This is a genomic window from Burkholderia sp. AU28863, assembly GCF_002223195.1.
Taxonomy (GTDB): Bacteria; Pseudomonadota; Gammaproteobacteria; order Burkholderiales; family Burkholderiaceae; genus Burkholderia; species Burkholderia sola.
On the sequence record NZ_NKFE01000004.1, the window covers coordinates 325,136 to 346,725 of the forward strand.

The 21,590-nt window shown below is 66.9% G+C and carries 17 protein-coding genes and 1 pseudogene; 10 read left to right on the forward strand and 8 right to left on the reverse strand.

The features are described from left to right. The first annotated feature begins 476 nt into the window (after positions 1 to 476). Positions 477 to 680: a cold-shock protein gene (locus tag CFB81_RS13040; RefSeq protein ID WP_006488945.1), complete on the forward strand. Its 204-nt coding sequence runs from the start codon at positions 477 to 479 to the stop codon at positions 678 to 680. Between the two features lie 247 nt (positions 681 to 927). Here CFB81_RS13040 and CFB81_RS36530 read toward each other — a convergent pair whose 3' ends face one another. The 3 genes and pseudogenes from CFB81_RS36530 to CFB81_RS13050 form a co-directional block, all read right to left on the reverse strand. Then, entirely contained in the window at positions 928 to 1,413 is a 486-nt protein-coding gene (locus CFB81_RS36530) for a YadA-like family protein (protein ID WP_256122084.1), read from the reverse strand. Between the two features lie 69 nt (positions 1,414 to 1,482). After that, positions 1,483 to 2,835: pseudogene (locus CFB81_RS36880) on the reverse strand (hypothetical protein); the annotation flags it as partial. Positions 2,836 to 3,224: 389 nt separating this feature from the next. After that, complete coding sequence (locus CFB81_RS13050; protein WP_089435510.1) at positions 3,225 to 4,832, reverse strand: multicopper oxidase family protein; 1,608 nt, start codon at positions 4,830 to 4,832, stop codon at positions 3,225 to 3,227. A gap of 587 nt (positions 4,833 to 5,419) precedes the next feature. Between CFB81_RS13050 and CFB81_RS13055 the strand changes: the two genes are divergently transcribed. Continuing rightward, on the forward strand, positions 5,420 to 5,644 hold the full coding sequence (locus CFB81_RS13055) for a hypothetical protein (protein WP_089435511.1): 225 nt from the start codon (positions 5,420 to 5,422) through the stop codon (positions 5,642 to 5,644). Positions 5,645 to 5,767: 123 nt separating this feature from the next. Here CFB81_RS13055 and CFB81_RS13060 read toward each other — a convergent pair whose 3' ends face one another. After that, entirely contained in the window at positions 5,768 to 7,996 is a 2,229-nt protein-coding gene (locus CFB81_RS13060) for an NADP-dependent isocitrate dehydrogenase (RefSeq protein ID WP_089435512.1), read from the reverse strand. A gap of 282 nt (positions 7,997 to 8,278) precedes the next feature. After that, complete coding sequence (gene icd / locus CFB81_RS13065) at positions 8,279 to 9,535, reverse strand: NADP-dependent isocitrate dehydrogenase (RefSeq protein ID WP_039368210.1); 1,257 nt, start codon at positions 9,533 to 9,535, stop codon at positions 8,279 to 8,281. Between the two features lie 276 nt (positions 9,536 to 9,811). Between icd and CFB81_RS13070 the strand changes: the two genes are divergently transcribed. The 6 genes from CFB81_RS13070 (at position 9,812) to CFB81_RS36080 (ending at position 16,580) form a co-directional block, all read left to right on the forward strand. After that, on the forward strand, positions 9,812 to 10,390 hold the full coding sequence (locus tag CFB81_RS13070; RefSeq protein WP_089435513.1) for a pseudouridine synthase: 579 nt from the start codon (positions 9,812 to 9,814) through the stop codon (positions 10,388 to 10,390). Between the two features lie 281 nt (positions 10,391 to 10,671). Further along, positions 10,672 to 10,887 carry a hypothetical protein gene (locus tag CFB81_RS13075; protein WP_011352970.1) on the forward strand — a complete coding sequence of 72 codons (216 nt, stop codon included), beginning with the start codon at positions 10,672 to 10,674 and terminating at the stop codon, positions 10,885 to 10,887. Positions 10,888 to 11,046: 159 nt separating this feature from the next. After that, a complete protein-coding gene (locus CFB81_RS13080; RefSeq protein WP_089435514.1) occupies positions 11,047 to 11,547 on the forward strand; it encodes a DUF192 domain-containing protein in 501 nt (166 codons plus the stop codon). Positions 11,548 to 11,782: 235 nt separating this feature from the next. Beyond that, a complete protein-coding gene (fusA, locus tag CFB81_RS13085; RefSeq protein ID WP_023477042.1) occupies positions 11,783 to 13,894 on the forward strand; it encodes an elongation factor G in 2,112 nt (703 codons plus the stop codon). Between the two features lie 166 nt (positions 13,895 to 14,060). Further along, on the forward strand, positions 14,061 to 15,071 hold the full coding sequence (locus CFB81_RS13090; RefSeq protein WP_069620443.1) for a HoxN/HupN/NixA family nickel/cobalt transporter: 1,011 nt from the start codon (positions 14,061 to 14,063) through the stop codon (positions 15,069 to 15,071). 291 nt (positions 15,072 to 15,362) lie between these two features. After that, positions 15,363 to 16,580, forward strand: a complete 1,218-nt coding sequence (locus CFB81_RS36080) for a hypothetical protein (protein WP_089435837.1) — start codon at positions 15,363 to 15,365, stop codon at positions 16,578 to 16,580. A 27-nt stretch (positions 16,581 to 16,607) separates the two neighbouring features. On the opposite strand, the gene CFB81_RS13100 is transcribed toward CFB81_RS36080, so the two are convergent. Continuing rightward, on the reverse strand, positions 16,608 to 17,453 hold the full coding sequence (locus tag CFB81_RS13100; protein WP_089435515.1) for an aldo/keto reductase: 846 nt from the start codon (positions 17,451 to 17,453) through the stop codon (positions 16,608 to 16,610). Positions 17,454 to 17,619: 166 nt separating this feature from the next. On the opposite strand from CFB81_RS13100, the gene CFB81_RS13105 reads away from it, so the two are divergent. Then, on the forward strand, positions 17,620 to 18,366 hold the full coding sequence (locus CFB81_RS13105) for a GntR family transcriptional regulator (protein WP_006489667.1): 747 nt from the start codon (positions 17,620 to 17,622) through the stop codon (positions 18,364 to 18,366). A gap of 21 nt (positions 18,367 to 18,387) precedes the next feature. Here the strand turns inward: CFB81_RS13105 and CFB81_RS13110 are convergent, their stop codons facing one another. Next, positions 18,388 to 19,779 carry a CoA transferase gene (locus CFB81_RS13110; RefSeq protein WP_089435516.1) on the reverse strand — a complete coding sequence of 464 codons (1,392 nt, stop codon included), beginning with the start codon at positions 19,777 to 19,779 and terminating at the stop codon, positions 18,388 to 18,390. A gap of 140 nt (positions 19,780 to 19,919) precedes the next feature. Here CFB81_RS13110 and CFB81_RS13115 point away from each other — a divergent pair, with 140 nt between their 5' ends. After that, complete coding sequence (locus CFB81_RS13115; protein ID WP_089435517.1) at positions 19,920 to 21,152, forward strand: citrate/2-methylcitrate synthase; 1,233 nt, start codon at positions 19,920 to 19,922, stop codon at positions 21,150 to 21,152. Here the strand turns inward: CFB81_RS13115 and CFB81_RS13120 are convergent. Further along, positions 21,125 to 21,448 (reverse strand): DUF2917 domain-containing protein, encoded by a 324-nt coding sequence (locus CFB81_RS13120; protein ID WP_089435518.1) that lies wholly within the window; start codon positions 21,446 to 21,448, stop codon positions 21,125 to 21,127. The two genes, CFB81_RS13115 and CFB81_RS13120, sit on opposite strands and share 28 nt — an antisense overlap. Between the last annotated feature and the right edge of the window lie 142 nt (positions 21,449 to 21,590).

Genomic DNA, 21,590 nt, shown 5'->3' on the forward strand with positions numbered 1-21,590 from the left:
CCGGTATCCCGGAACACGCGATCGCCTTCGCGCCATACGAAAGCCGGCTGCGGTGCCGGCTTTCACGCATGGCGCGGAACACGAACCGTCAGGGGGGAATCGCACCGGAACGCCCGTGTCCGCATCCAGTATCCCACAAGCCGGGACGACTCGAACGCGTGTCACTCGAGCCTGGTATATGAGCCGATTATGCGGCTTTTCAAGCCCTTGCGCTTGGCCGCATGCAGGCAAGCAAAGCCGGAAAAACCCTGAAAATGGGTTCTTTACAACGACCCTCTAAACGTCTAAAAATTCCACTTGACACTCCAATAAAGAGCGCCAACAATCAAGCTGGCACTTTTTTCAATTCGCCGGTTGGCGAAACGAAAGGGCCGAGGTGAGCTTGTGAGGGGGGAACGGCTGCATTTTCCGGTCGTTTAGCTTTTCGAGCGTGCTCGTGGTAAGTAGCAGCGACTGTGTGACAGGGGAAGTAGGAAATGGCAACTGGTATCGTTAAATGGTTCAACGACGCGAAGGGCTTCGGTTTCATCACTCCCGACGAGGGCGGTGAGGATCTGTTTGCGCACTTCTCGGCTATCACCATGAATGGCTTCAAGACGCTGAAGGAAGGCCAGAAGGTGAGCTTTGACGTCGTCCAAGGGCCGAAGGGCAAGCAAGCGTCGAACATCCAGGCCGTATAAGGCATCGGATATCTGACGAAGAAACCCGGCGCATTGCGCCGGGTTTCTTTTTTTGCATATTGGGTTTTGTTATTGCAGTCCGCACTTTCTTGTCTATTAGCTGCCGGATTCGCACAATTGCGATGAAAGAAGCGCGATTGTCGGGTCTGGCATACAGATTGTCAGTTGTCACCGCACGGTGGACTGCCGTGCGGCGACCTAACGGGCTTGCCGCAGCAGTTAAACGGCTAGGCCTGCCCCGCGTGGCTTACCAGCTGTACGACGCGCCCGCACCCCACGTCGTCGAAGCCGAACTCATGCCGGCTCCGGCGCGCACCTTCAGGTTTTCGCCGATCCGCACCGACGCGCCCAGCGCGACGGCCTGGTAGCCGAGATAGCTGCCCATGCCGACACCCACTGCGATCGTCTTGCCCAGATCGACATCCGGAATCATCGACAATGCAGTCGCTGCCGCCACACCGCTGTACGCGCGTCGGGCTACTGCGTTCAACTGTTTCAGGTTGACCGCATCGTGAGGCAGAACCGCGTCGGCAACGTTCGCGAGCTTGCGCTCCTGGCCCGGCGCCCCGACCGACACGGTATCGTCACGATCGGCAATGGAGCCGTGGCCGAGCGCAACCGAATTCCGGCCGGCCGCGACCGCGTCCGTGCCAAGCGCCGTGCTGTTCGTGCCTGACGACGACGCGCCGACGCCGAAGCTCGAACTGCCGTCGCCGAGCGCCTTTGCGTTCACCCCCATTGCCGTCGAGTCGCGGCCGGTCGCCGACGCACGCGCGCCGTTCGCCGTGCTGTTCGTGCCGGATGCTCGTGCGTCCACGCCGGCCGCCGTGCTCGAGTCGCCGGTTGCCTGCGATCGTGCACCGTTTGCCGTACTGTTCGCGCCCGACGCCTCCGAGTCGGCACCTGCCGCCGTGCTCGATTCACCCGTCGCCTTCGACCGCGCACCGGCTGCCGTGCTGTCCTTGCCCGACGCCTCCGAGTCGGCACCTGCGGCCGTGCTCGATTCGCCGGTCGCCTTCGACCGCGCACCGGCTGCCGTGCTGTCCTTGCCCGACGCCTCCGAGTCGGCACCTGCGGCCGTGCTCGATTCGCCCGTCGCCTTCGACCGCGCACCGGCTGCCGTGCTGTCCTTGCCCGACGCCTCCGAGTCGGCACCTGCGGCCGTGCTCGATTCGCCGGTCGCCTTCGACCGCGCACCGGTTGCCGTGCTGTCCTTGCCCGATGCCTCCGAGTCGGCACCCGTCGTCGTGCTCGATTCACCCGTCGCCTTCGACCGCGCACCGGTTGCCGTGCTGTCCTTGCCCGATGCCTCCGAGTCGGCACCTGTGGCCGTGCTCGATTCGCCAGTCGCCTTCGACCGCGCACCATTGGCCGTGCTGTTCGTGCCTGACGCCTCCGAATCGGCACCTGCGGCCGTGCCCGACTCGCCGGTCGCCTTCGACCGCGCGCCATTTGCCGTGCTGTCCTTGCCCGACGCCTCCGAATCGGCACCTGCGGCCGTGCTCGACTCGCCGGTCGCCTTCGACCGCGCACCATTGGCCGTGCTGTCCTTGCCCGACGCCTCCGAATCGGCACCTGTGGCCGTGCTCGATTCGCCGGTCGCCTTCGACCGCGCACCATTGGCCGTGCTGTTCGTGCCTGACGCCTCCGAATCGGCACCTGTGGCCGTGCTCGATTCGCCGGTCGCCTTCGACCGCGCACCATTGGCCGTGCTGTTCGTGCCTGACGCCTCCGAATCGGCACCTGCGGCCGTGCTCGATTCGCCCGTCGCCGAGGCGTTCACGCCAGTTGCCGTACTCCCCGCCCCGGATGCATTCGAATTCTTGCCAACCGCGACACTGTCCTTGCCGGTGCCCGGAGACGGCAGCGAACCTTCGAGGCGATTCTTCAGATCGGAGACATCGCCCTGCAGGCCCGACAGCTTGCCGTTGATCGTCGACACGCTACTTTCCAGCGAGTCCACCCGTTCGCTAATCGTTTGAGCGTTGGCGTCCACGAGCATCAATCCGAGCACGCCAGTCACACCGGACGCGATCGCACGCATGGCGAGCATGCGTGCGGTATCCGAAACAGAGCGCCTGCCTTTCATTTCCCGCATTCCATTCGGATTACTAATTATTTTCATAATATTCCTAACCAAATCCACATCAAACATTCCGGCGTGAGACTCTACCCACCAAATCTCAATATTGTTAGCGCCGCACTTGTGCGTTTTGCCGAAACATCGGGGGTCGACGATGCATCCGGTATTCCAGAGATGTCGCCCTTCCACCGCGCCCGGCAATCCGAGCGTGTCACCTTCCGAGGTGATCGCGGAGCAGTATAGGAAGCACGGACGTCCCAGAAAATAGGACAAGTTCTATTTTGCGTTCCGGCGGCTAAGAGACCCTTTAAATCGCGCGCCGGTCGTATGCGTGGCCGACATAAAACGCACGGTCAAGCCGGAATACGAAAAAAGCCGCGCACCGAATACGATGCGCGGCTTGTCTGCTGCGTTCGATTTCGACCGTCGGCGACACATGACCTATCGTGCGCCGCCACGGTTCAGACGACCTTCAGCGTCCCCATCATCCCGAGATCCTCATGCTCGAGAATGTGACAGTGAAACATGCGCTCGCCCGGCATGTCTTGCGTGACGAGGATCGACACGGTTTCGCCGCTGCGCACGTTCACCGTATCGCGCCATGCACGGAACGGTTCGCTGGTGCGTGAACCACCCGACGTCCGCTCGATCACCTGGAACTGCGTGCCGTGCAGATGGAACGGGTGATCCATGTCCGTCCCATTGCGAATCTCCCAGCGTTCGACGTCGCCGCGGCGGCTCGTCAGCGTCGCGCGATGCGGCGCGTAGGTGTCGCCGTTGATCGTGAAGCGCATGCCCGCCGGGCGGCCGTGCGCGCCACCCTTCATCATCGCGTCCATGTCCATTTCCTCGCCGAACGCAACCGTCTTGTGCGTCACCGGTTCGCCCAGCGGCGGCACCGCGCGCAGCGTGGCAGGCAGCGCGCGGGCCCCGGCGGGGGCGAACGCGACGTCAGCCAGCGCCAGCGCCGGATCGGGCGGCAGGCTACCGTGGCCGTCGTCGTGCGACATCGCCATCTTGCGGCGGTCGTACTCGGCCGCCTGCAGCACCGCGCGCGACGCACGGTCGCCGGCGCGTACCAGCAACTCCGCGCGCTCTCCCGGCGCAATCAGCAGCGACGTCGCGCGCCGCGGCGCGTCGAACAAACCGCCGTCGGTGCCTGCGTGCTCGAACACGCGGCCGTCGTCGAACGCGATGCGCAGGTAGCGTGCGCTGCACGCGTTCCACACACGCCAGCGCTCGTCGCTCGTGATATCGATGCGCGGCCGGCGCGCGCCGTTGATCAGCACGAATTGGCCTTCGCGGCCGTTCATCCAGTCCATCATGTCGTTCGGCGCAATCGTGCCGTCGCGTGCAAGCTTCAGGTCCGACACGAACAGATGCCGCTCGGGCCAGCCGGTCAGCGGATCGTCCGCGGCGCGCACGACGAACGGGCCGGCCAGCCCGCGGAATACCTGCTCGGCCGTCATCATGTGCGGATGCGGGTGGTACCAGTAAGTGCCGGCGCTGCCCTTCGGCAGCGTGAAGCGATACACACGCGACGCGCCGGGCGCGACAGGATCCGACGGGTTGCCGTCCTGGTCGGGCGGCACGGGCAGGCCGTGCCAGTGGATCGTCGACGGTTGCGGCAGCTTGTTCACGAACCGGATCTCGACCGTATCGCCCTCGCGCACGTCGATCAGCGGGCCGACGACAGGCCCTTGCGTGCCCGCGCCGAACTGCCAGAACGTCGTCGGCCGCGCGCCGCGCAGCAGCGGTCGCGCCACCGGTTGAGCGACCAGCGTCGCCCGGAACATGCCGGGCTCGCGACTTTCGTTGGCCAGCGTGCGCAACGTCGCGAGCGGCGCGCCGGCCGGCAGCGCGTCGGGAGCCGCGAGCGCGGCCGGCACCGGCGCGCGGTGCTGCGCGTGCGCCGGCATCCCTGACATACCCGACATGCCCGGCATGTCGTCCATCGAATCCATGCCGGCCATGCCCGCATGACCGGCGTGCTGCGCCCACGCGGTGCGCGCGAACAGCGACGCGGTCGCGACGCCGATGGCGCGCGACAGAAAGGTTCTCCGTCTCATCAATCGATCCTCGTTATTCATGCAGCGCGCGCGACAGACGCGGCGGTCGCGTCATCATAACCGCAGGGCCGGATCGAAAAACGACGTCACCGGGCGGGCGGCGATACGCCGCGGCGAACATCGCGATCGCACCGGCCGCGGCGCCACGCTGACATCGCCGAGCGGCGCTTCGGCAGCCATCGCTGCGCAACTGCCGTCCCTTTGCGCTTTCGCGCCGCCCCCCGGGATTCCCGCCTGATGCCTCGACGATCCGTAAACCCGTCAATTTTTCACGATGCGGAACAAGTCCCTGCGTTATAAAAATTCGTGGTGCAGGGCACAAATTCGCCGTTTCGCGATGCCGAAAACCTTTCCGCAATACAAAATGACAAATATAAGCCACTGTTTTTAGTAATAATTTTTTGTTTCGAGAAGCCGTTCTACATGCACCATACAACCGCGTCGCGGACGTAGACTTTGTTCCATGCACTGACGCTTCGCCACGACGTTCGATACGGAATCCGGCGCAAGCCGTCCGTCGGGCGACAGCCGGCCGAGCCGGCAGGCGCCACAACAGAATCGCTCGTCATCAGAAAGGGAGAACGGAAATGAAGGGATTTCGCTTTGGTTCAGCGCTCGGGTCGTTCTACATCCTGCCGGCAAACGGCGGCTGGGAAGCGACGTTCGGCAACGCCTCGCTCGGCGCGTTCTCGTGCCCGGAAGTCGCGGCCGACCGCATCTCCCGCGGCGACTGCGCGCAACTGTCCGAACTGGACACGGCCACGCTCGAAGTGCCGGACGAAATCACCGAATGGGAAATCGTTCACGTCTGAATGGCACGCCTGCAACGAAAAACGCCCCGGGCGACCGGGGCGTTTTCATTGCGTGTCGGGCGGCGAACGGGTAACCGCGCCGCATCGACACATGCATCGGCTCGCGCGATGGCGCGGCCGGCGTCAGGCAACCGCGTCGACGATGCCGTTCAGCGTCGCGCTCGGGCGCATTGCCTGGCTCGTCAGGTCGACGTTCGGACGGTAATAGCCGCCGATCGCCTGCGGCTTGCCTTGCGCAGCCGTCAGTTCCTCCAGGATGCGCGCTTCGTTGTCGGACAGCGCCTTAGCGACGCCTTCGAACTGCGCCTTCAGCGCGGCGTCCTCAGTCTGCTCGGCCAGCGCCTGTGCCCAGTACAGGCACAGGTAGAAATGGCTGCCGCGGTTGTCGAGGCCGCCGACCTTGCGCGCCGGCGACTTGTTCTCGTCCAGGAACTTGCCGGTCGCCTGGTCGAGCGTCTTCGCGAGCACGAGCGCCTTCGGGTTCTGGTACGCGTTGCCGAGATGTTCGAGCGACGCGGCCAGCGCGAGGAATTCGCCGAGCGAATCCCAGCGCAGGAAACCTTCCTCGACGAACTGCTGCACGTGCTTCGGCGCGGAGCCGCCCGCACCCGTTTCGAACATCCCGCCGCCGGCCATCAGCGGCACGATCGACAGCATCTTCGCGCTGGTGCCGAGTTCCATGATCGGGAACAAGTCGGTCAGGTAGTCGCGCAGCACGTTGCCGGTGACCGAGATCGTGTCCTTGCCCGCGCGGATGCGCTCGAGCGAGAAGCGGGTCGCGTCTTCCGGCGTCATGATGCGGATGTCGAGGCCGTTCGTGTCGTGATCCTTCAGGTAGCGTTCGACCTTCGCGATGATCTGCGCATCGTGCGCGCGCGCCGGATCGAGCCAGAACACGGCCGGAGCACCGGTCGCGCGGGCGCGGTTGACCGCGAGCTTGACCCAGTCCTGCACCGGCGCATCCTTCGTCTGGCACATGCGCCAGATGTCGCCCGCCTCGACCGCGTGCTCGAGCAGCACGTTGCCGGCGTCGTCGGTGACGCGCACGACGCCGTTCGCCGGGATCTGGAACGTCTTGTCATGCGAACCGTATTCCTCGGCCGCCTGCGCCATCAGGCCAACGTTCGGCACGCTGCCCATCGTGACCGGATCGAACGCGCCGTGCTGCTTGCAGTCCTCGATCACGGCCTGGTACACGCCCGCGTAGCAGCGGTCCGGAATCACGGCCTTCGCGTCGTACAGTTGACCGTCCGGGCCCCACATGCCGCCCGAATCGCGGATCATCGCCGGCATGGATGCGTCGACGATCACGTCGCTCGGCACGTGCAGGTTCGTGATGCCCTTGTCCGAGTTGACCATCGCGAGACGCGGGCGCACCGCGTACTCGGCCTTGACGTCGGCTTCGATCGCTTCGCGCGTGTCGGCCGGCAGGTCCTTCAGGCGCGCGTACAGGTCGCCGATCCCGTTGTTCGGGTTGAAGCCGACCTTCGCGAGCACGTCCGCGTGCTTCGCGAGCGCGTCGCGGTAGAACACCGACACGAAGTGACCGAACAGGATCGGGTCCGAGACCTTCATCATGGTCGCCTTCAGGTGCACCGAGAACAGCACGTCCTGCGCCTTCGCGTCGGCGATCTGCGCTTCGATGAAGCTGCGCAGCGCGGTGCGGCTCATCACCGATGCGTCGATCACTTCACCGGCCTTCACGGCCGTCTTTTCCTTCAGCACCTTCTTCGCGCCGTCGGTCGTCGTCAGTTCGATCTTCACGCTGCCGGCCTCGGCGATCAGCGCCGACTTCTCGCTGCCGTAGAAGTCGCCTTCGGTCATGTGCGCGACGTGGGCCTTCGACGTGGCCTTCCACGCGCCCATCTTGTGCGGATGCTTGCGTGCGTAGTTCTTGACCGACAGCGGCGCGCGGCGGTCGGAGTTGCCTTCGCGCAGCACCGGGTTCACCGCGCTGCCCTTGATCTTGTCGTAGCGCGCCTTGACGGCCTTCTCTTCGTCCGTCGACGGATCTTCCGGATAGGCCGGCAGCGCGTAGCCCTGCGCCTGCAGTTCGGCGATCGCGGCCTTCAGCTGCGGCACCGATGCGCTGATGTTCGGCAGCTTGATGATGTTCGCTTCCGGCTTCAGCGTGAGCTGGCCCAGTTCGGCCAGATCGTCGGAACCCTTCTGCTCCGACGGCAGGACGTCTGCGAATGCCGCGATGATGCGGCCGGCGAGCGAGATGTCGCGCGTTTCGACGGCGACGCCGGACGAACGCGTGAAGGCCTTGACGATCGGCAGCAGCGAATAGGTCGCGAGCGCCGGCGCTTCGTCGGTGAGGGTGTAGATGATCTTGGGCGAAGTGGACATGGTGGTCAAAGCATTGCTACGTGATGATGGGACTGAGGAGCGCCGGCGGTAACCGGCGGGGAGCGACCGGGTCGATCGCGAAAGGGGCACGCCGGCTCAGCCGGGCGGCGGTGTTGCGAGGGCCGTCATGTTCTACCTTGCAGGGCTTGCGGGCCGCTTCGCGGCGCCGCGGCCCGCATGCCGGGCCACCCTGCCAACAAACCTGCCATCCACGAAACGCTCCGGCGCCGGCAGTCAGCGCCGGGGCGGCCGGCAACCTGCCGGCCCACCCCGGAAGGGGTCTTACATGTTCTCGATCAGCACTTCGCCGAAGCCGGAGCACGACACCTGCGTCGCGCCTTCCATCAGGCGCGCGAAGTCGTACGTGACGCGCTTCTGCAGGATCGACTTCTCCATCGCGGCGATGATCGTGTCGGCTGCTTCCGTCCAGCCGAGGTGGCGCAGCATCATTTCGGCCGACAGGATCTCGGAACCCGGGTTCACGTAATCCTTGCCTGCGTACTTCGGCGCCGTGCCGTGCGTCGCCTCGAACATCGCGACCGAATCCGACAGGTTCGCGCCCGGCGCGATACCGATGCCGCCGACCTGCGCGGCCAGCGCGTCGGAGATGTAGTCTCCGTTCAGGTTCAGCGTCGCGATCACGTCGTACTCGGCCGGGCGCAGCAGGATCTGCTGCAGGAACGCGTCGGCGATCGAATCCTTGATCACGATCTCGTTGCCCGTCTTCGGGTTCTTCACGCGCATCCACGGGCCGCCGTCGATCAGCTCGCCGCCGAACTCCTTCTGCGCCAGCGCGTAGCCGGCGTCACGGAACAGGCCTTCCGTGAACTTCATGATGTTGCCCTTGTGCACCAGCGTGACCGACTTGCGATCGTTGTCGATCGCGTACTGGATCGCCTTGCGCACGAGGCGCTCGGTGCCTTCGGTCGACACGGGCTTGACGCCGATCCCGGAAGTTTCCGGGAAGCGGATCTTCTTCACGCCCATCTCGTCCTGCAGGAACTTGATCACCTTCTTCGCCTGCTCCGAGCCCGCGGCCCACTCGATGCCCGCGTAGATGTCTTCCGAGTTCTCGCGGAAGATCACCATGTCGATCTTCTGCGGCTCGCGCACCGGCGACGGCACGCCCTTGAAGTACTGGACCGGGCGCAGGCACACGTACAGGTCGAGCTCCTGGCGCAGCGCGACGTTCAGCGAACGGATGCCGCCGCCGACCGGGGTCGTGAGCGGCCCCTTGATCGACACCACGTATTCCTTCAGCACCTGCAGCGTTTCGTCCGGCAGCCACACGTCCGGACCGTACACCTTGGTCGCCTTCTCGCCCGCGAAGATCTCCATCCAGTGAATCTTGCGCTGGCCCTTGTACGCATGCGCGACCGCCGCGTCGACGACCTTGATCATGACCGGCGTGATATCGAAGCCCGTACCGTCGCCTTCGATATAGGGAATGATCGGCTGATCGGAAACGTTGAGCGAGAAGTCCTTGTTGACGGTGATCTTGTCACCGCCCTCCGGAACCTTGATGTGCTGATACGGCATGATCGACTCCAGTGACGTGGCTGAGCAGGTGATGCTGGTCGAAGCTGCGCGCGCGGCGGGGCGCGGCATGGCCACCCCGTGACGACAACAGCGAGCCGCTATTCTAGCGCCCCAACCGGGCACTTCGGCGCGAACCGCGGCACTGCGCCTCAAGACTTCACTTATGTCTTATATAAGACAGAGGACTTGCCGTTCCGTATTATGCATTAAGATTCCGCCATTTGCCATACACCGCCCGCCCCCGCTCCCCGCGGGGCGCCGTGCGGGCGCCCTGCCATGAACCTGATCGCCCTCAACAAGCCGTTCGGCACGATTTGCCAGTTTTCCGCGCACGAGACGCGGCCGTCGCTCGGCGACTGGGTAAAAACGCCCGGCGTGTACGCGGCCGGCCGGCTCGACGCGGACAGCGAGGGGCTGCTGCTGCTCACCGACGACGGCGCGCTGCAGGCCCGCATCGCGGAGCCGCGCCACAAGCTGGTGAAGCGCTACTGGGCGCAGGTCGACGGCACGCCGGGGCCGGCCGACCTGAAAGCGCTCGCACGCGGCGTCGACCTCGGCGACTACGTGACGCGCCCGTGCCGCGCCGAATTCATCGAGCCGCCCGACACGCTGTGGCCGCGCAATCCGCCGATCCGCTACCGCGCCGCGATCCCGACCACGTGGATCGAGCTGGCGATCACCGAGGGCAAGAACCGGCAGGTACGCCGGATGACGGCGGCCGTCGGCTTCCCGACGTTGCGTCTGGTGCGCGTCGGCATCGGCGCGCTCGATATATTCGCGCTCGGCATTGCACCGGGCGAAACAATTGCACTGCCGCCGCGCGCGCCATGGGACGGTTTCGCGTCGGCAGGATGACGAATCCGGGACGCGCGAATTTTTCGTCATCTTTTTCGTCAACCGCCCGCGGAGATCGCGCGTTAAACCACGCAGATGCCAACCTTAGCTATCCGGCATTGGCAGCCGAACCCGTGTTTGCGTCACGAAAGCGACGTTTTATTCGAATACGATTCGGCGCCCGCAGCGCAAAGAGAAATTTCTCGAAGCGTCTGTCAACCGAAAGGTGGATGGCACCGTTAGACGACATGACTCCTATTGCCGGGTCATTTGGTTAATTAACTAAAGCTGAGGAACACAACATGAACAAACTGATCGCCGCTCTGGTCGCTGGCCTCTTCGCAACGGCTGCTTTCGCACAAGCTTCGGCTCCGGAAGCTGCTCCGGCAGCAGCAGAAGCTGCTTCGGCACCGGCTAAGCACGCTGCCAAGAAGCACCACGCTGCCAAGAAGCACCACAAGGCATCGAAGAAGGCTGCAGCAAGCGACGCAGCAGCACCGGCAGCTGCTTCGAACTAAGTAAGCAAGCTGTAATAACGCAGTCAAGAACACGCAGTCCTGCCGTTCTTACGGCGTTGAAAGGCAGATCACCGCAAGGCGATCTGCCTTTTTCTTTTTGTGCCCGCCGGCGCGCATCGCGTACCATGCGGGTCTCGTTTTCCAGACAGGAGCCATGCTGTGCCATTCTCCCTGCGCTCGTCGCTCGGCCGCCTTGCGCGCGCCGCCGTGTTTCCCGCCGCCCTCGCCGTCCTCGCGCTCGGCATGCAGGCCGCCGGCGCGCAAGTGCCGCCCGGCGCCAAGCAGCCGAGCGAGTTCCCGCGCGTGAAGCTGCGCGCCGGCATGTACGTGATCGACGCGGCCGTCGCCGCGAACGACGCCGACCGCGAACAGGGGCTGATGTACCGTTCGCAGCTCGCGCCGAACGAAGGCATGCTGTTCGTCTTCAACGAGAACGCCGTGCACTGCTTCTGGATGAAGAACACGCTGATTCCGCTGTCGATCGCGTTCATCCGCGCGGACGGCACGATCACCGACATCGACGAGATGCGCGCGGAGACGACCGACAACCACTGCCCGCGCAACAACGGCGTCTATGCGCTCGAGATGAGCAAGGGCTGGTTCGCCGCGAAAGGCATCAAGCCCGGCATGAAGCTCGACGGCCTGCCGCGCGCCCAGTAACCGCAGCGGCCTTGCACCGCGCACCGCGAACCGACCGAAAAGCCGGCCGCCCGTTGTTTCTTATCGGGCGCCGGCTTTTTTTTCGCCCGCCGGCGACACCCACCTTGATTCGGCACACGCTGCCCGCATCTGCAAAAGCCACGGACAAGCGCTATCCTTTAAATCTCGCTAGTTCCAGCCCGGGCCGGCACCCATTAGCCGGCCCGCTTACGATCCGAACCACCAGGAGGTTCACGTGCCCCGCAAAACCCCCATCGAGCGCTATAGAAATATCGGGATCAGCGCTCACATCGATGCCGGCAAGACCACGACGACCGAGCGCATCCTGTTTTACACCGGCGTGAGCCACAAGATCGGTGAAGTGCACGACGGCGCGGCCACGATGGACTGGATGGAGCAGGAGCAGGAACGCGGCATCACGATCACGTCGGCCGCGACCACGGCCTTCTGGAAGGGCATGGCCGGCAACTATCCGGAACACCGGATCAACATCATCGACACGCCCGGGCACGTCGACTTCACGATCGAAGTCGAGCGCTCGATGCGCGTGCTCGACGGCGCGTGCATGGTCTACGACTCGGTCGGCGGCGTGCAGCCGCAATCCGAGACTGTGTGGCGCCAGGCGAACAAGTACAAGGTGCCGCGCATCGCGTTCGTCAACAAGATGGACCGGATCGGCGCCGACTTCTTCCGCGTGCAGAAGCAGATCGGCGAACGCCTGAAAGGCGTCGCCGTGCCGATCCAGATTCCGATCGGCGCGGAAGATCACTTCCAGGGCGTCGTCGATCTGGTGAAGATGAAGGCGATCGTGTGGGACGACGAGAGCCAGGGCGTGAAGTTCACGTACGAGGACATCCCCGCGAACCTCGTCGAGCTCGCGCACGAATGGCGCGAGAAGATGGTCGAGGCCGCCGCCGAAGCGAGCGAGGAACTGCTCGAGAAGTATCTGCACGACCATGAATCGCTGACCGAGGACGAGATCAAGGCCGCGCTGCGCCAGCGCACGATCGCGAACGAGATCGTGCCGATGCTGTGCGGCAGCGCGTTCAAGAACAAGGGCGTGCAGGCGATGCTCGACGCGGTGATCGACTACCTGCCATCGCCGGTCGACGTGCCGGCGATTCTCGGCCACGACTTCGCCGATCCGGAAAAGCCGGCGGAACGTCATCCGAGCGACGACGAGCCGTTCTCGTCGCTCGCGTTCAAGATCATGACCGACCCGTTCGTCGGCCAGCTGATCTTCTTCCGCGTGTATTCGGGCGTCGTCGAGTCGGGCGACACGGTGCTCAACGCGACGAAGGACAAGAAGGAGCGGCTCGGCCGGATCCTGCAGATGCACGCGAACGAGCGCAAGGAAATCAAGGAAGTGCGCGCGGGCGACATCGCGGCGGCGGTCGGCCTGAAGGAAGCGACGACGGGCGACACGCTGTGCGATCCGGCGAAGCCGATCATCCTCGAGAAGATGGAATTCCCGGAGCCGGTGATCTCGCAGGCGGTCGAGCCGAAGACGAAGGCCGACCAGGAAAAGATGGGCCTCGCGCTGAACCGTCTCGCGCAGGAGGATCCGTCGTTCCGCGTGCAGACCGACGAAGAGTCGGGCCAGACGATCATCTCGGGGATGGGCGAGCTCCACCTCGAAATCCTGGTCGACCGGATGAAGCGCGAGTTCGGCGTCGAGGCGACGGTCGGCAAGCCGCAGGTCGCGTATCGCGAAACGGTGCGTACGACGGCCGCGGACGTCGAAGGCAAGTTCGTCAAGCAGTCGGGCGGGCGCGGCCAGTACGGCCATGCCGTGATCACGCTGGAGCCGAACCCCGGCAAGGGCTACGAGTTCCTCGACGAGATCAAGGGCGGCGTGATTCCGCGCGAGTTCATCCCGGCCGTCGACAAGGGCATCACCGAGACGCTGAAGAGCGGCGTGCTCGCGGGCTACCCGGTCGTCGACGTGAAGGTGCATCTGACGTTCGGTTCATACCACGACGTCGACTCGAACGAAAACGCGTTCCGGATGGCCGGCTCGATGGCGTTCAAGGAAGCGATGCGCAAGGCGAAGCCGGTGCTGCTCGAGCCGATGATGGCCGTCGAGGTCGAGACGCCCGAGGACTTCATGGGCAACGTGATGGGCGACCTGTCGAGCCGGCGCGGCATCGTGCAGGGGATGGAGGACATCGCGGGCGGCGGCGGCAAGCTGGTGCGTGCCGAGGTGCCGCTCGCGGAGATGTTCGGCTATTCGACGTCGCTGCGTTCGGCCACGCAGGGGCGCGCGACGTACACGATGGAGTTCAAGCATTACGCGGAAACGCCGGCGAACGTGTCGGAAGCCGTGATCAACGCGAAAGTGAAGTAAGCGCCGCTCGCTCGCGCTCCGGCGCATGCGCGCAAGGCCCGTCCGGTTCGTTCCGGACGGGCTTTTTTTCGTCCGCGCGCATCGCGTTCGCGGCGGGTTGATCGGCGCGCCACGCTTTTTTTCGCGTGCCACAATGGATGGCGATTCGTCAGATGGAACCTGCCCGATGCCGCCCACCCCTGCCCTGCGCCGCCTGCTGACCCTCTATGCCGGCCTGATCGCCGCGAACGTCGCCGTCTGGCTGTGGGCGCTCGCGGTGCTGCGCGACCATCCGCTGCTGCTCGGCACCGCGGCAATCGCATACGGGCTCGGGCTGCGTCATGCGGTTGACGCGGATCACATCGCCGCGATCGACGTCGCGACGCGCAAGCTGATGCAGGACGGCCAGCGCCCCGTGAGCGTCGGCCTGTTCTTTTCGCTCGGTCATTCGACGATCGTGATCGCGGCGACGCTCGGCATCGCGCTGACCGCGTTCGCGCTGCGCGACCGGTTCGATGCATTTCGCGAGATCGGCGGCACGATCGGCACGGCGGTATCGGCTACCTTCCTGCTGGTGCTCGCGTGCGTGAACCTGACGATCCTGCGCGACGTGTGGCGACGCTATCGCGGCGCGTCCGGGCACACGCACGACGGCGCGCACGAGCATCGTCCCGCCGGACTCGTATCGCGGTTGCTGCGGCCGCTGTTCCGGTTCGTGTCGAGAAGCTGGCACATGTATCCGGTCGGCGTGCTGTTCGGGCTCGGTTTCGATACTGCAACCGAAATCGGCCTGCTCGCGATCGCCGCCGCACAGGCGAGCCAGGGGCTGCCGGTCTATACGGTCATGCTGTTTCCCGCGCTTTTCACCGCGGGCATGACGCTGATCGACTCGACCGACAACGTGCTGATGATTCAGGCGTACGGCTGGGCGATGGACGATCCGCAGCGCAAGCTGCTCTACAACGCGAGCATCACGTTCGTGTCGGCGGCCGTCGCGCTGGCGATCGGCGGGATCGAGGCGGCCGGCCTGCTGGCCGACAAACTGTCGCTGACGGGCCCCGTGCGCGACACGCTCGATGCGCTCGGCGAACGCTTCGGCTCGATCGGCTACGGCATCGTCGCGCTGTTCCTCGTCTGCTGGATCGCGTCGATCCTGTTCCACCGCTGGCAACGCGCGGCCGACGCGCCGGCGCGCTGAACGACTCCTCCGACGTTTCATTCCGGAAACAAAACGCTCCCCTACGACGTTGCACGCGCGGTCACGCGACTGCGCCCGCCTTTTGCGACGGGCCCCCGCGGCCGATGGCACGAATCTCGCAGAGTGAGATTCGCACGGCGGGCCCGCGTGCCGATCCGCGTTCGCGGCTGACATCCAGCGTCGGCCCGACGGCGATCGGCCGACGATAGGACTACGAATCTTTTACGCCCCCCTGCACCACACGTAAATCGTCGCGCGGCTACGAGGCATCGCGCGCATGGGGAGGCCATGATGCATAAAACGAAACAACCGTTCCGCGCGGCGGGACGGCGCCCGCGTGCAACCTTGCTGGCCGTGGCCGCGTTCGCGTGCTGCTGCTCGTATGCCGTCGCACAGAACACGACGCCTGACGCCGCGCCCGACGCGAACGCCAGCGCGGACACCATCATGACGCTGGTCGAGAACGCATCGCCGTGCGCCGCCAATCCGGCTGCGTGCGCGGTACACGTTTATGCCGGCCGGGGCATCGGCAATGGCGGCGCGGGTGCGGGCGGCAGCGGGAACGGCGGCGGCACCGGGAACGGGAACGGTAGCGGCGGCAACAACGGGAACGGCGCCGTCGGACCCGCCGGTGTCGGCGGAACGACGGGCGGAACCTCCGGCAGTACGAACGGCACGGGCCGCGGGGGCAATGCGTCCGGCAACGGTGGTTCAGGTGGTGGTACTTCGGGTGGCGGTACCTCGGGTGGCGGCACTTCGGGTGGCGGCACTTCGGGTGGCGGTACTTCGGGTGGCGGCACCTCGGGTGGCGGTACTTCGGGTGGCGGTACCTCGGGTGGCGGCACTTCCGGTGGCGGCACTTCCGGTGGCGGCACTTCCGGTGGCGGCACTTCCGGTGGCGGTACTTCCGGTGGCGGTACTTCCGGTGGCGGTACTTCGGGTGGCGGCACTTCCGGTGGCGGTGGCCACGGCGGTGGTGGCGATGGTGACGGCGGCGGTCACGGTCATGGCGGCGGCCACGGCGACGGCGGCGGCCATGGTGGCGGCGGCGGTCACGGCAACGGCGGCGGCCATGGTGGCAACGGTGGCGGCGGCGGCGGCGGTGGCGGTGGCGGCGGCGGCGGTGGCGGCGGCGGCGGCGGCGGTGGTGGCGACGGTGGCGGCCGCAGCATCGACAACGGCGGCAGCGGCGGCAGCGGCGGCAGCGGCGGCAGCGGCGGCAGCGGCGGCAGCGGCCATGGTAACGGCGGCGGTGGCCACGGCAATGGCGGTGGTGGCGCGGGCAATGGCGGCGGTAACGGCAACGGCGCCGGTGGCAATGGCGGCGGAAACGGTAACGGCGGGAGCGGCGGCGCAAACGGCACCGGCGGCCACGGCAACGGCGGCGGCAACGGTAACGGCAATGGCAGTGGCGGCGCCGGCAACGGCGGGGCCAACGGCGTCGGCAACGGCCGTGGCGCCGGCAACGGCGGCGGTCATGGCAACGGCGGCGGTCACGGCAACCACTGACCCGAAGCGTTGCCCTGCCGAAGTCGGTCAGAGCATCTCGAGCGCGCGCTTGCTGCGCGGCGGACGGAAATACGCGTCAAGCTGCGCGCGCTCGTCATCGCTGAACACGACATCGAGCGCGGCGCGGTTGTCGCGCACGTGCTCGATTCGCGACGCCTTCGGAATCGCGAATACACCCGGCTGCGCGAGCACCCATGCCAGTGTGACCCGCATCACCGACACGCCGCGCAGCCGCGCGATCTCGTCGAGCGGCGAGCGTTTCGGCAGCCGCCCGTGATCGACCGGGCTGTACGCCATCGCCGGGATCCGATGATCGGCCAGCCACGGCAGCAGGTCGAACTCCGGGCCGCGTCGCGCGATGTTGTAGAGAATCTGGTTGGTCGCGCACGCACCGCCGCCCGCTTCGTCGACGAGCTCGGCCATGTCGGCCGTATCGAAGTTGCTCACGCCCCAGTGACGGATCTTGCCCGCACGCTGCAACGCGTCGAAGCCCTCGACCGTTTCCGCGAGCGGCACCGAACCGCGCCAATGCAGCAGATACAGGTCGACGCGATCGGTACGCAGGCGCTTGAGGCTCGCGTCGCACGCGGCGACGATGCCGTGCCGGCTCGCATGGTGCGGATAAACCTTGCTGACGAGGAACACGTCGTCGCGCAGGCCCGCAAGCGCGTCGCCGACCAGTTCCTCGGTCGCGCCGTCGCCGTACATCTCGGCGGTATCGACCAGCGTCATCCCGAGTTCGACGCCCTCGCGCAGCGCGGCGATCTCGTCCGCGCGCCGCGCCGGCCGCTCGCCCATTTCCCAGGTGCCCATGCCCAGCTTCGGAATCGTCTCGCCGTTCGGCAAAACGACCGTGGCGATCGTGTCTGTCATGCGTTTCCTCGTTGCGGATTCGTGGCCCACACCGCGGCCGAAGCATCGGATACGACGCATCAGTGTAGTCAATCGGTGCGCCCCCGCCCTATTACGCGGCAAAAACCGGCTATAACGGCGCGGCATGATGACTTAGAATGGCCGCAACCTGATCGATACCCATTGTATGAAGGCACCCACGGACGACCGCTGGCAGGACCTGCGCCCCGACCCCGACAACGATACGCCGCTCTACCTGCAGCTCGCCCGCAAGCTCGGCGACGCGATCCACGACAACCGCTGGACGGCCGGCGAGGCGCTGCCTTCCGAGCGTGTGTTGTCCGAAGCGCTCGGCGTGTCGCGCATCACCGCGCGCAAGGCGATCGCGCTGCTCGTCGAGCAAGGCTTGATCCGCCGCACGCAGGGCGCCGGCAACTTCATCCAGCCGCGCTACGAGGATCCGCTGTCGCGGCTGTCGAGCTTCAGCGAAATGCTCGAGCGCCGCGGCTTCAAGCCGAGCTCGCAGTGGCTCGCACGTGAAATTCAGCCCGCGAACCGCGACGAGGTGATCCAGCTCGGACTGTCGCCGGCCGCATCGGTTACACGCCTGAAACGCCTGCGCCTCGCCGACGGCATCGTGATGGCCGTCGAGAACTCGACGTTCCCCGCGACGCTGATTCCCGATCCGCAGGCGATCGTCGGCTCGCTGTACAGCTATCTCGAAGCGCGCGGCACGCCGATCGTGCGCGCGCTGCAGCATTTCCGCGCGGTCAACGCGACCGACGAGATCGCCGAGCAGATGGGCATCGCCCCGCACGACGCGCTGTTGCTGATCACGCGGATCGGCTATACGTCCGACCAGCGCGCGATCGAACTGACCGATACCTACTGCCGCAACGACTACTACGATTTCGTCGTCGAACTGCGCAAGTAACGCGACGCGCGTCGCCGGCGCTTACAGCCAGCGCGGGTCGTCGGCGCCGAGCGGCACGGGCGGCCGCGCGAACGACGGCGGTGTCGCCGACAGTCGCTCGGCCGGCCGCACGGTGTCGAGCACGCCGAACGGCGACGCGATGCGGTCGATCCGGTCGCGCACGTCGGCCAACACGAGATCGGACGCGTGCAGCCCGTCAGGCACGGCGCCGAACGACTGCAGCCAGCGCCCCGTCTGCGCGAGCGACATCCGCACGTGCCAGCTTCCCCCTTCGCGCGCGCGCCGCGCGAGCGCGATCATCGCGCCGAACGCCGCGAGATACCCCGTCGCATGATCGAGCGCCTGGCACGGCAGATGGCGCGGCCCGCTCGCCTGCGCGGCCTGCTGCTCCTGCCATGCGATTCCGCTTGCCGACTGCACGAGGCTGTCGAACCCGCGCCGCTTCGCCCACGGCCCGGCGTGCCCGTACGCCGACACCGACACGTAGACGATGCCGGGCCGCCGTTCGGCCAATGCCTGCGGCGCGAAACCGCGCGCCGCGAGCGCGCCGGGCCGGTACGACTGCAGAAACACGTCCGCCTCGCGCACCAGTGCATGCAGCGTATCGACGCCTGCCGCGTCGCGCAGATCGATCCAGGTCGAGCGCTTGCCGCGCCCGTTGTCGATCACGAGCGGCGCGATGTTCGGCAGGTGCGGACCGTTGACGAGCAGCGTCTGCGCGCCGTGCGACGCCAGCGTGCGGCCCGCGACCGGCCCCGCGATGATGCGCGTCAGATCGAGCACGCGTACGCCGGCCAGCGGCTGGCCGGCTTCGCCGCGGCCGATCGGCTCGGCCGGCGCGTCGCCGATCCGCTCGATTTCGAACAGCGGCAGCGACGCGATCGCGCGCGCCTGCTCGTGCGCTGCCCATTCGTCAGGGGTTCTGATCAATGCCGCGCACAAGCCGGCGTCGGCCAGCGCGGTATCGAGCGCCGCGCCGTCCCACGTATGAATCGCGGCAGCGACGTCGGCGGGCCGCGGGCCGCAGCCGAGCACGTCGAGGATGCCGTACAAATGATGCGGGAAGTTCGCGTGCAGCTGAATCCAGCGCCCGTCACCCGTCTCGAAGAAGCCGGTCACCGGGTGACGCAACTCCGGCGGCGGCCCGTCGTCCACGCGCAGGTAGCGTTCGCTGCGGAACGCCACGAGCGCGTCGCGCACCGACACGTCGACCGATTGCGCCGCGCCCGTTCGCAGCCGATGGCATTCGGCAGCCGCGAGGCCGGCGGCCGCGATCGTCGCGACGGCGAGCGTGCCGACGTGAAACGTCGACGGCAGCGTCGGATCCTGCCCCGTCAGGGTCGTGCGGGCCAGCGCGTCGCGCTCGCCATGTGCGAGGTGCCAAAGATGCGCCAATGCGGATTCGGGTGTCATGGTGGAGGAGACGCCGTTGAGGAGACGGAATCGAGTCTAGAATTCGCGACAGGCACGATCAATCTTGATTGCGCGAATCAATACATAACGAATAGTTGTAGCGCGCCCGCGCTTCATGCGCGGCGACAGGAGCCACCGGCATGACATCCGTCAGTGCACAGGAAGCCGCCGGCATGCTCGGCGTCAGCGTGAGCACGCTCTACGCGTACGTGAGCCGCGGCCTGCTGCGCTCGCTGCCCGACGGCGCGACCAAGCGCCGCCGCTACGACGCCAACGAGGTGCGCCTGCTCGCGCGTCGCCGCGCCGATGCGAAGCGCGCGGGCGGCGTCGCCGAACGTTCGCTCGACTGGGGCGTGCCGGTCCTTGAATCGCGGATCACGCAGATCGCCGACGGCCGCCTGCGCTACCGCGGCGTCGATGCAATCGCGCTGGCCGACGCCGCGACGCTCGAGGAAACGGCCGCGCGGCTGTGGGATTGTCCGCCCGCGCGGCTGGCCGCCGCGTCGCTCGCTTCAAGCGGTTTCGACAGGGCCCAGTGGGACGACTGGGCGCGTCGCTGGGCGCATCTCGCGCCGCTCGAACGCACGCTGGTGCTGCTGCCGGCCGCCGCCGCATCGCTGCCGCGCCTGTGGGCGCAAGGGCGCGATGCGCAGCTCGATTCCGCGGCGCTGCTGTTGCGCGTCGCGACGGCCGCGCTCGCCGGCAGCGCGCCGGGCGACGCGCCCGTGCACCGCCAGCTCGCGGCCGCGTGGCGCGTGCGACGGCGCGACGAAGCCGACCTGCTGCGGCGCGCGCTCGTGTTGTGCGCCGATCACGAACTGAATCCGTCGACCTTCGCGGTACGCTGCATCGCATCGACGGGCACCCATCTGTTCGGTGCGATCTCGGGCGGGCTCGCGGCGCTGTCGGGGCCGCGCCACGGCGGCGAGACGTTCCGCGCGGGCACGCTGCTCGACGAAGCGGCCCGCGCCGCCGATCTCGATCGCTACCTCGCGCTGCGGCTGGCGCACGACGAACGCGCGGACGGCGGCCGCACGGCCCTGTCCGGCTTCGCGCACCCGCTGTACCCCGACGGCGACCCGCGCGCACGGGCGCTGCTCGATGCGCTGCATGCGACGGCGCCCGACCGGCCGGCGCTGCGCGCGGCGCGCGCGCTCGCCGCACGCGTCGAAGCGGCCACGGGCCTGCGGCCGACGATCGATTTCGCGCTCGCGGTGCTGGAGCGCACGCTCGCGCTGCCCGACGGCGCGGCGTTCACGCTGTTCGCGGCCGGCCGCACGGCCGGCTGGATCGCGCACGCGCTCGAACAGTACGCGGACGGGAAGCTGATCCGGCCGCGGGCACGCTACGTCGGCAGCGACGCGGCCGTGTGACGCCGCCCGTCGCGCCACGCGGCGAACGCGCGCCACCACGCGGGCGCGGTGCGCGCGGCCGACACCGCCAGCGGGCCGAACGCGAACGTCGCGCCGCGCGGCCCGGCACTGACCCACGCGCGCGTGCCGGGCAGCAACGTCAGCGATGCGCCCGCGCCCAGCCAGTGATCGTCGGGCCGACCCTCGACGGTCACCCACACGTCGCCTTCGGCCACTTCGAGCAGTGTGCGATCGACGATCCGCCACCGTCCGGCCGGCTCGTCGCCGTCCATTACGTAAAGTCGCAGTTCGCGCATCGCAGCCTCCTCATCGCATCGGTTCGATGACACCAGTATTTCGGAGAGCGGCGGCACACGGACAGATACGGCCGCGGACGGTTCTGGCTGAACTGTACTGGCCGCCCGACGGGGACAGACATCCGGTCGCGGGCCGCGCCGG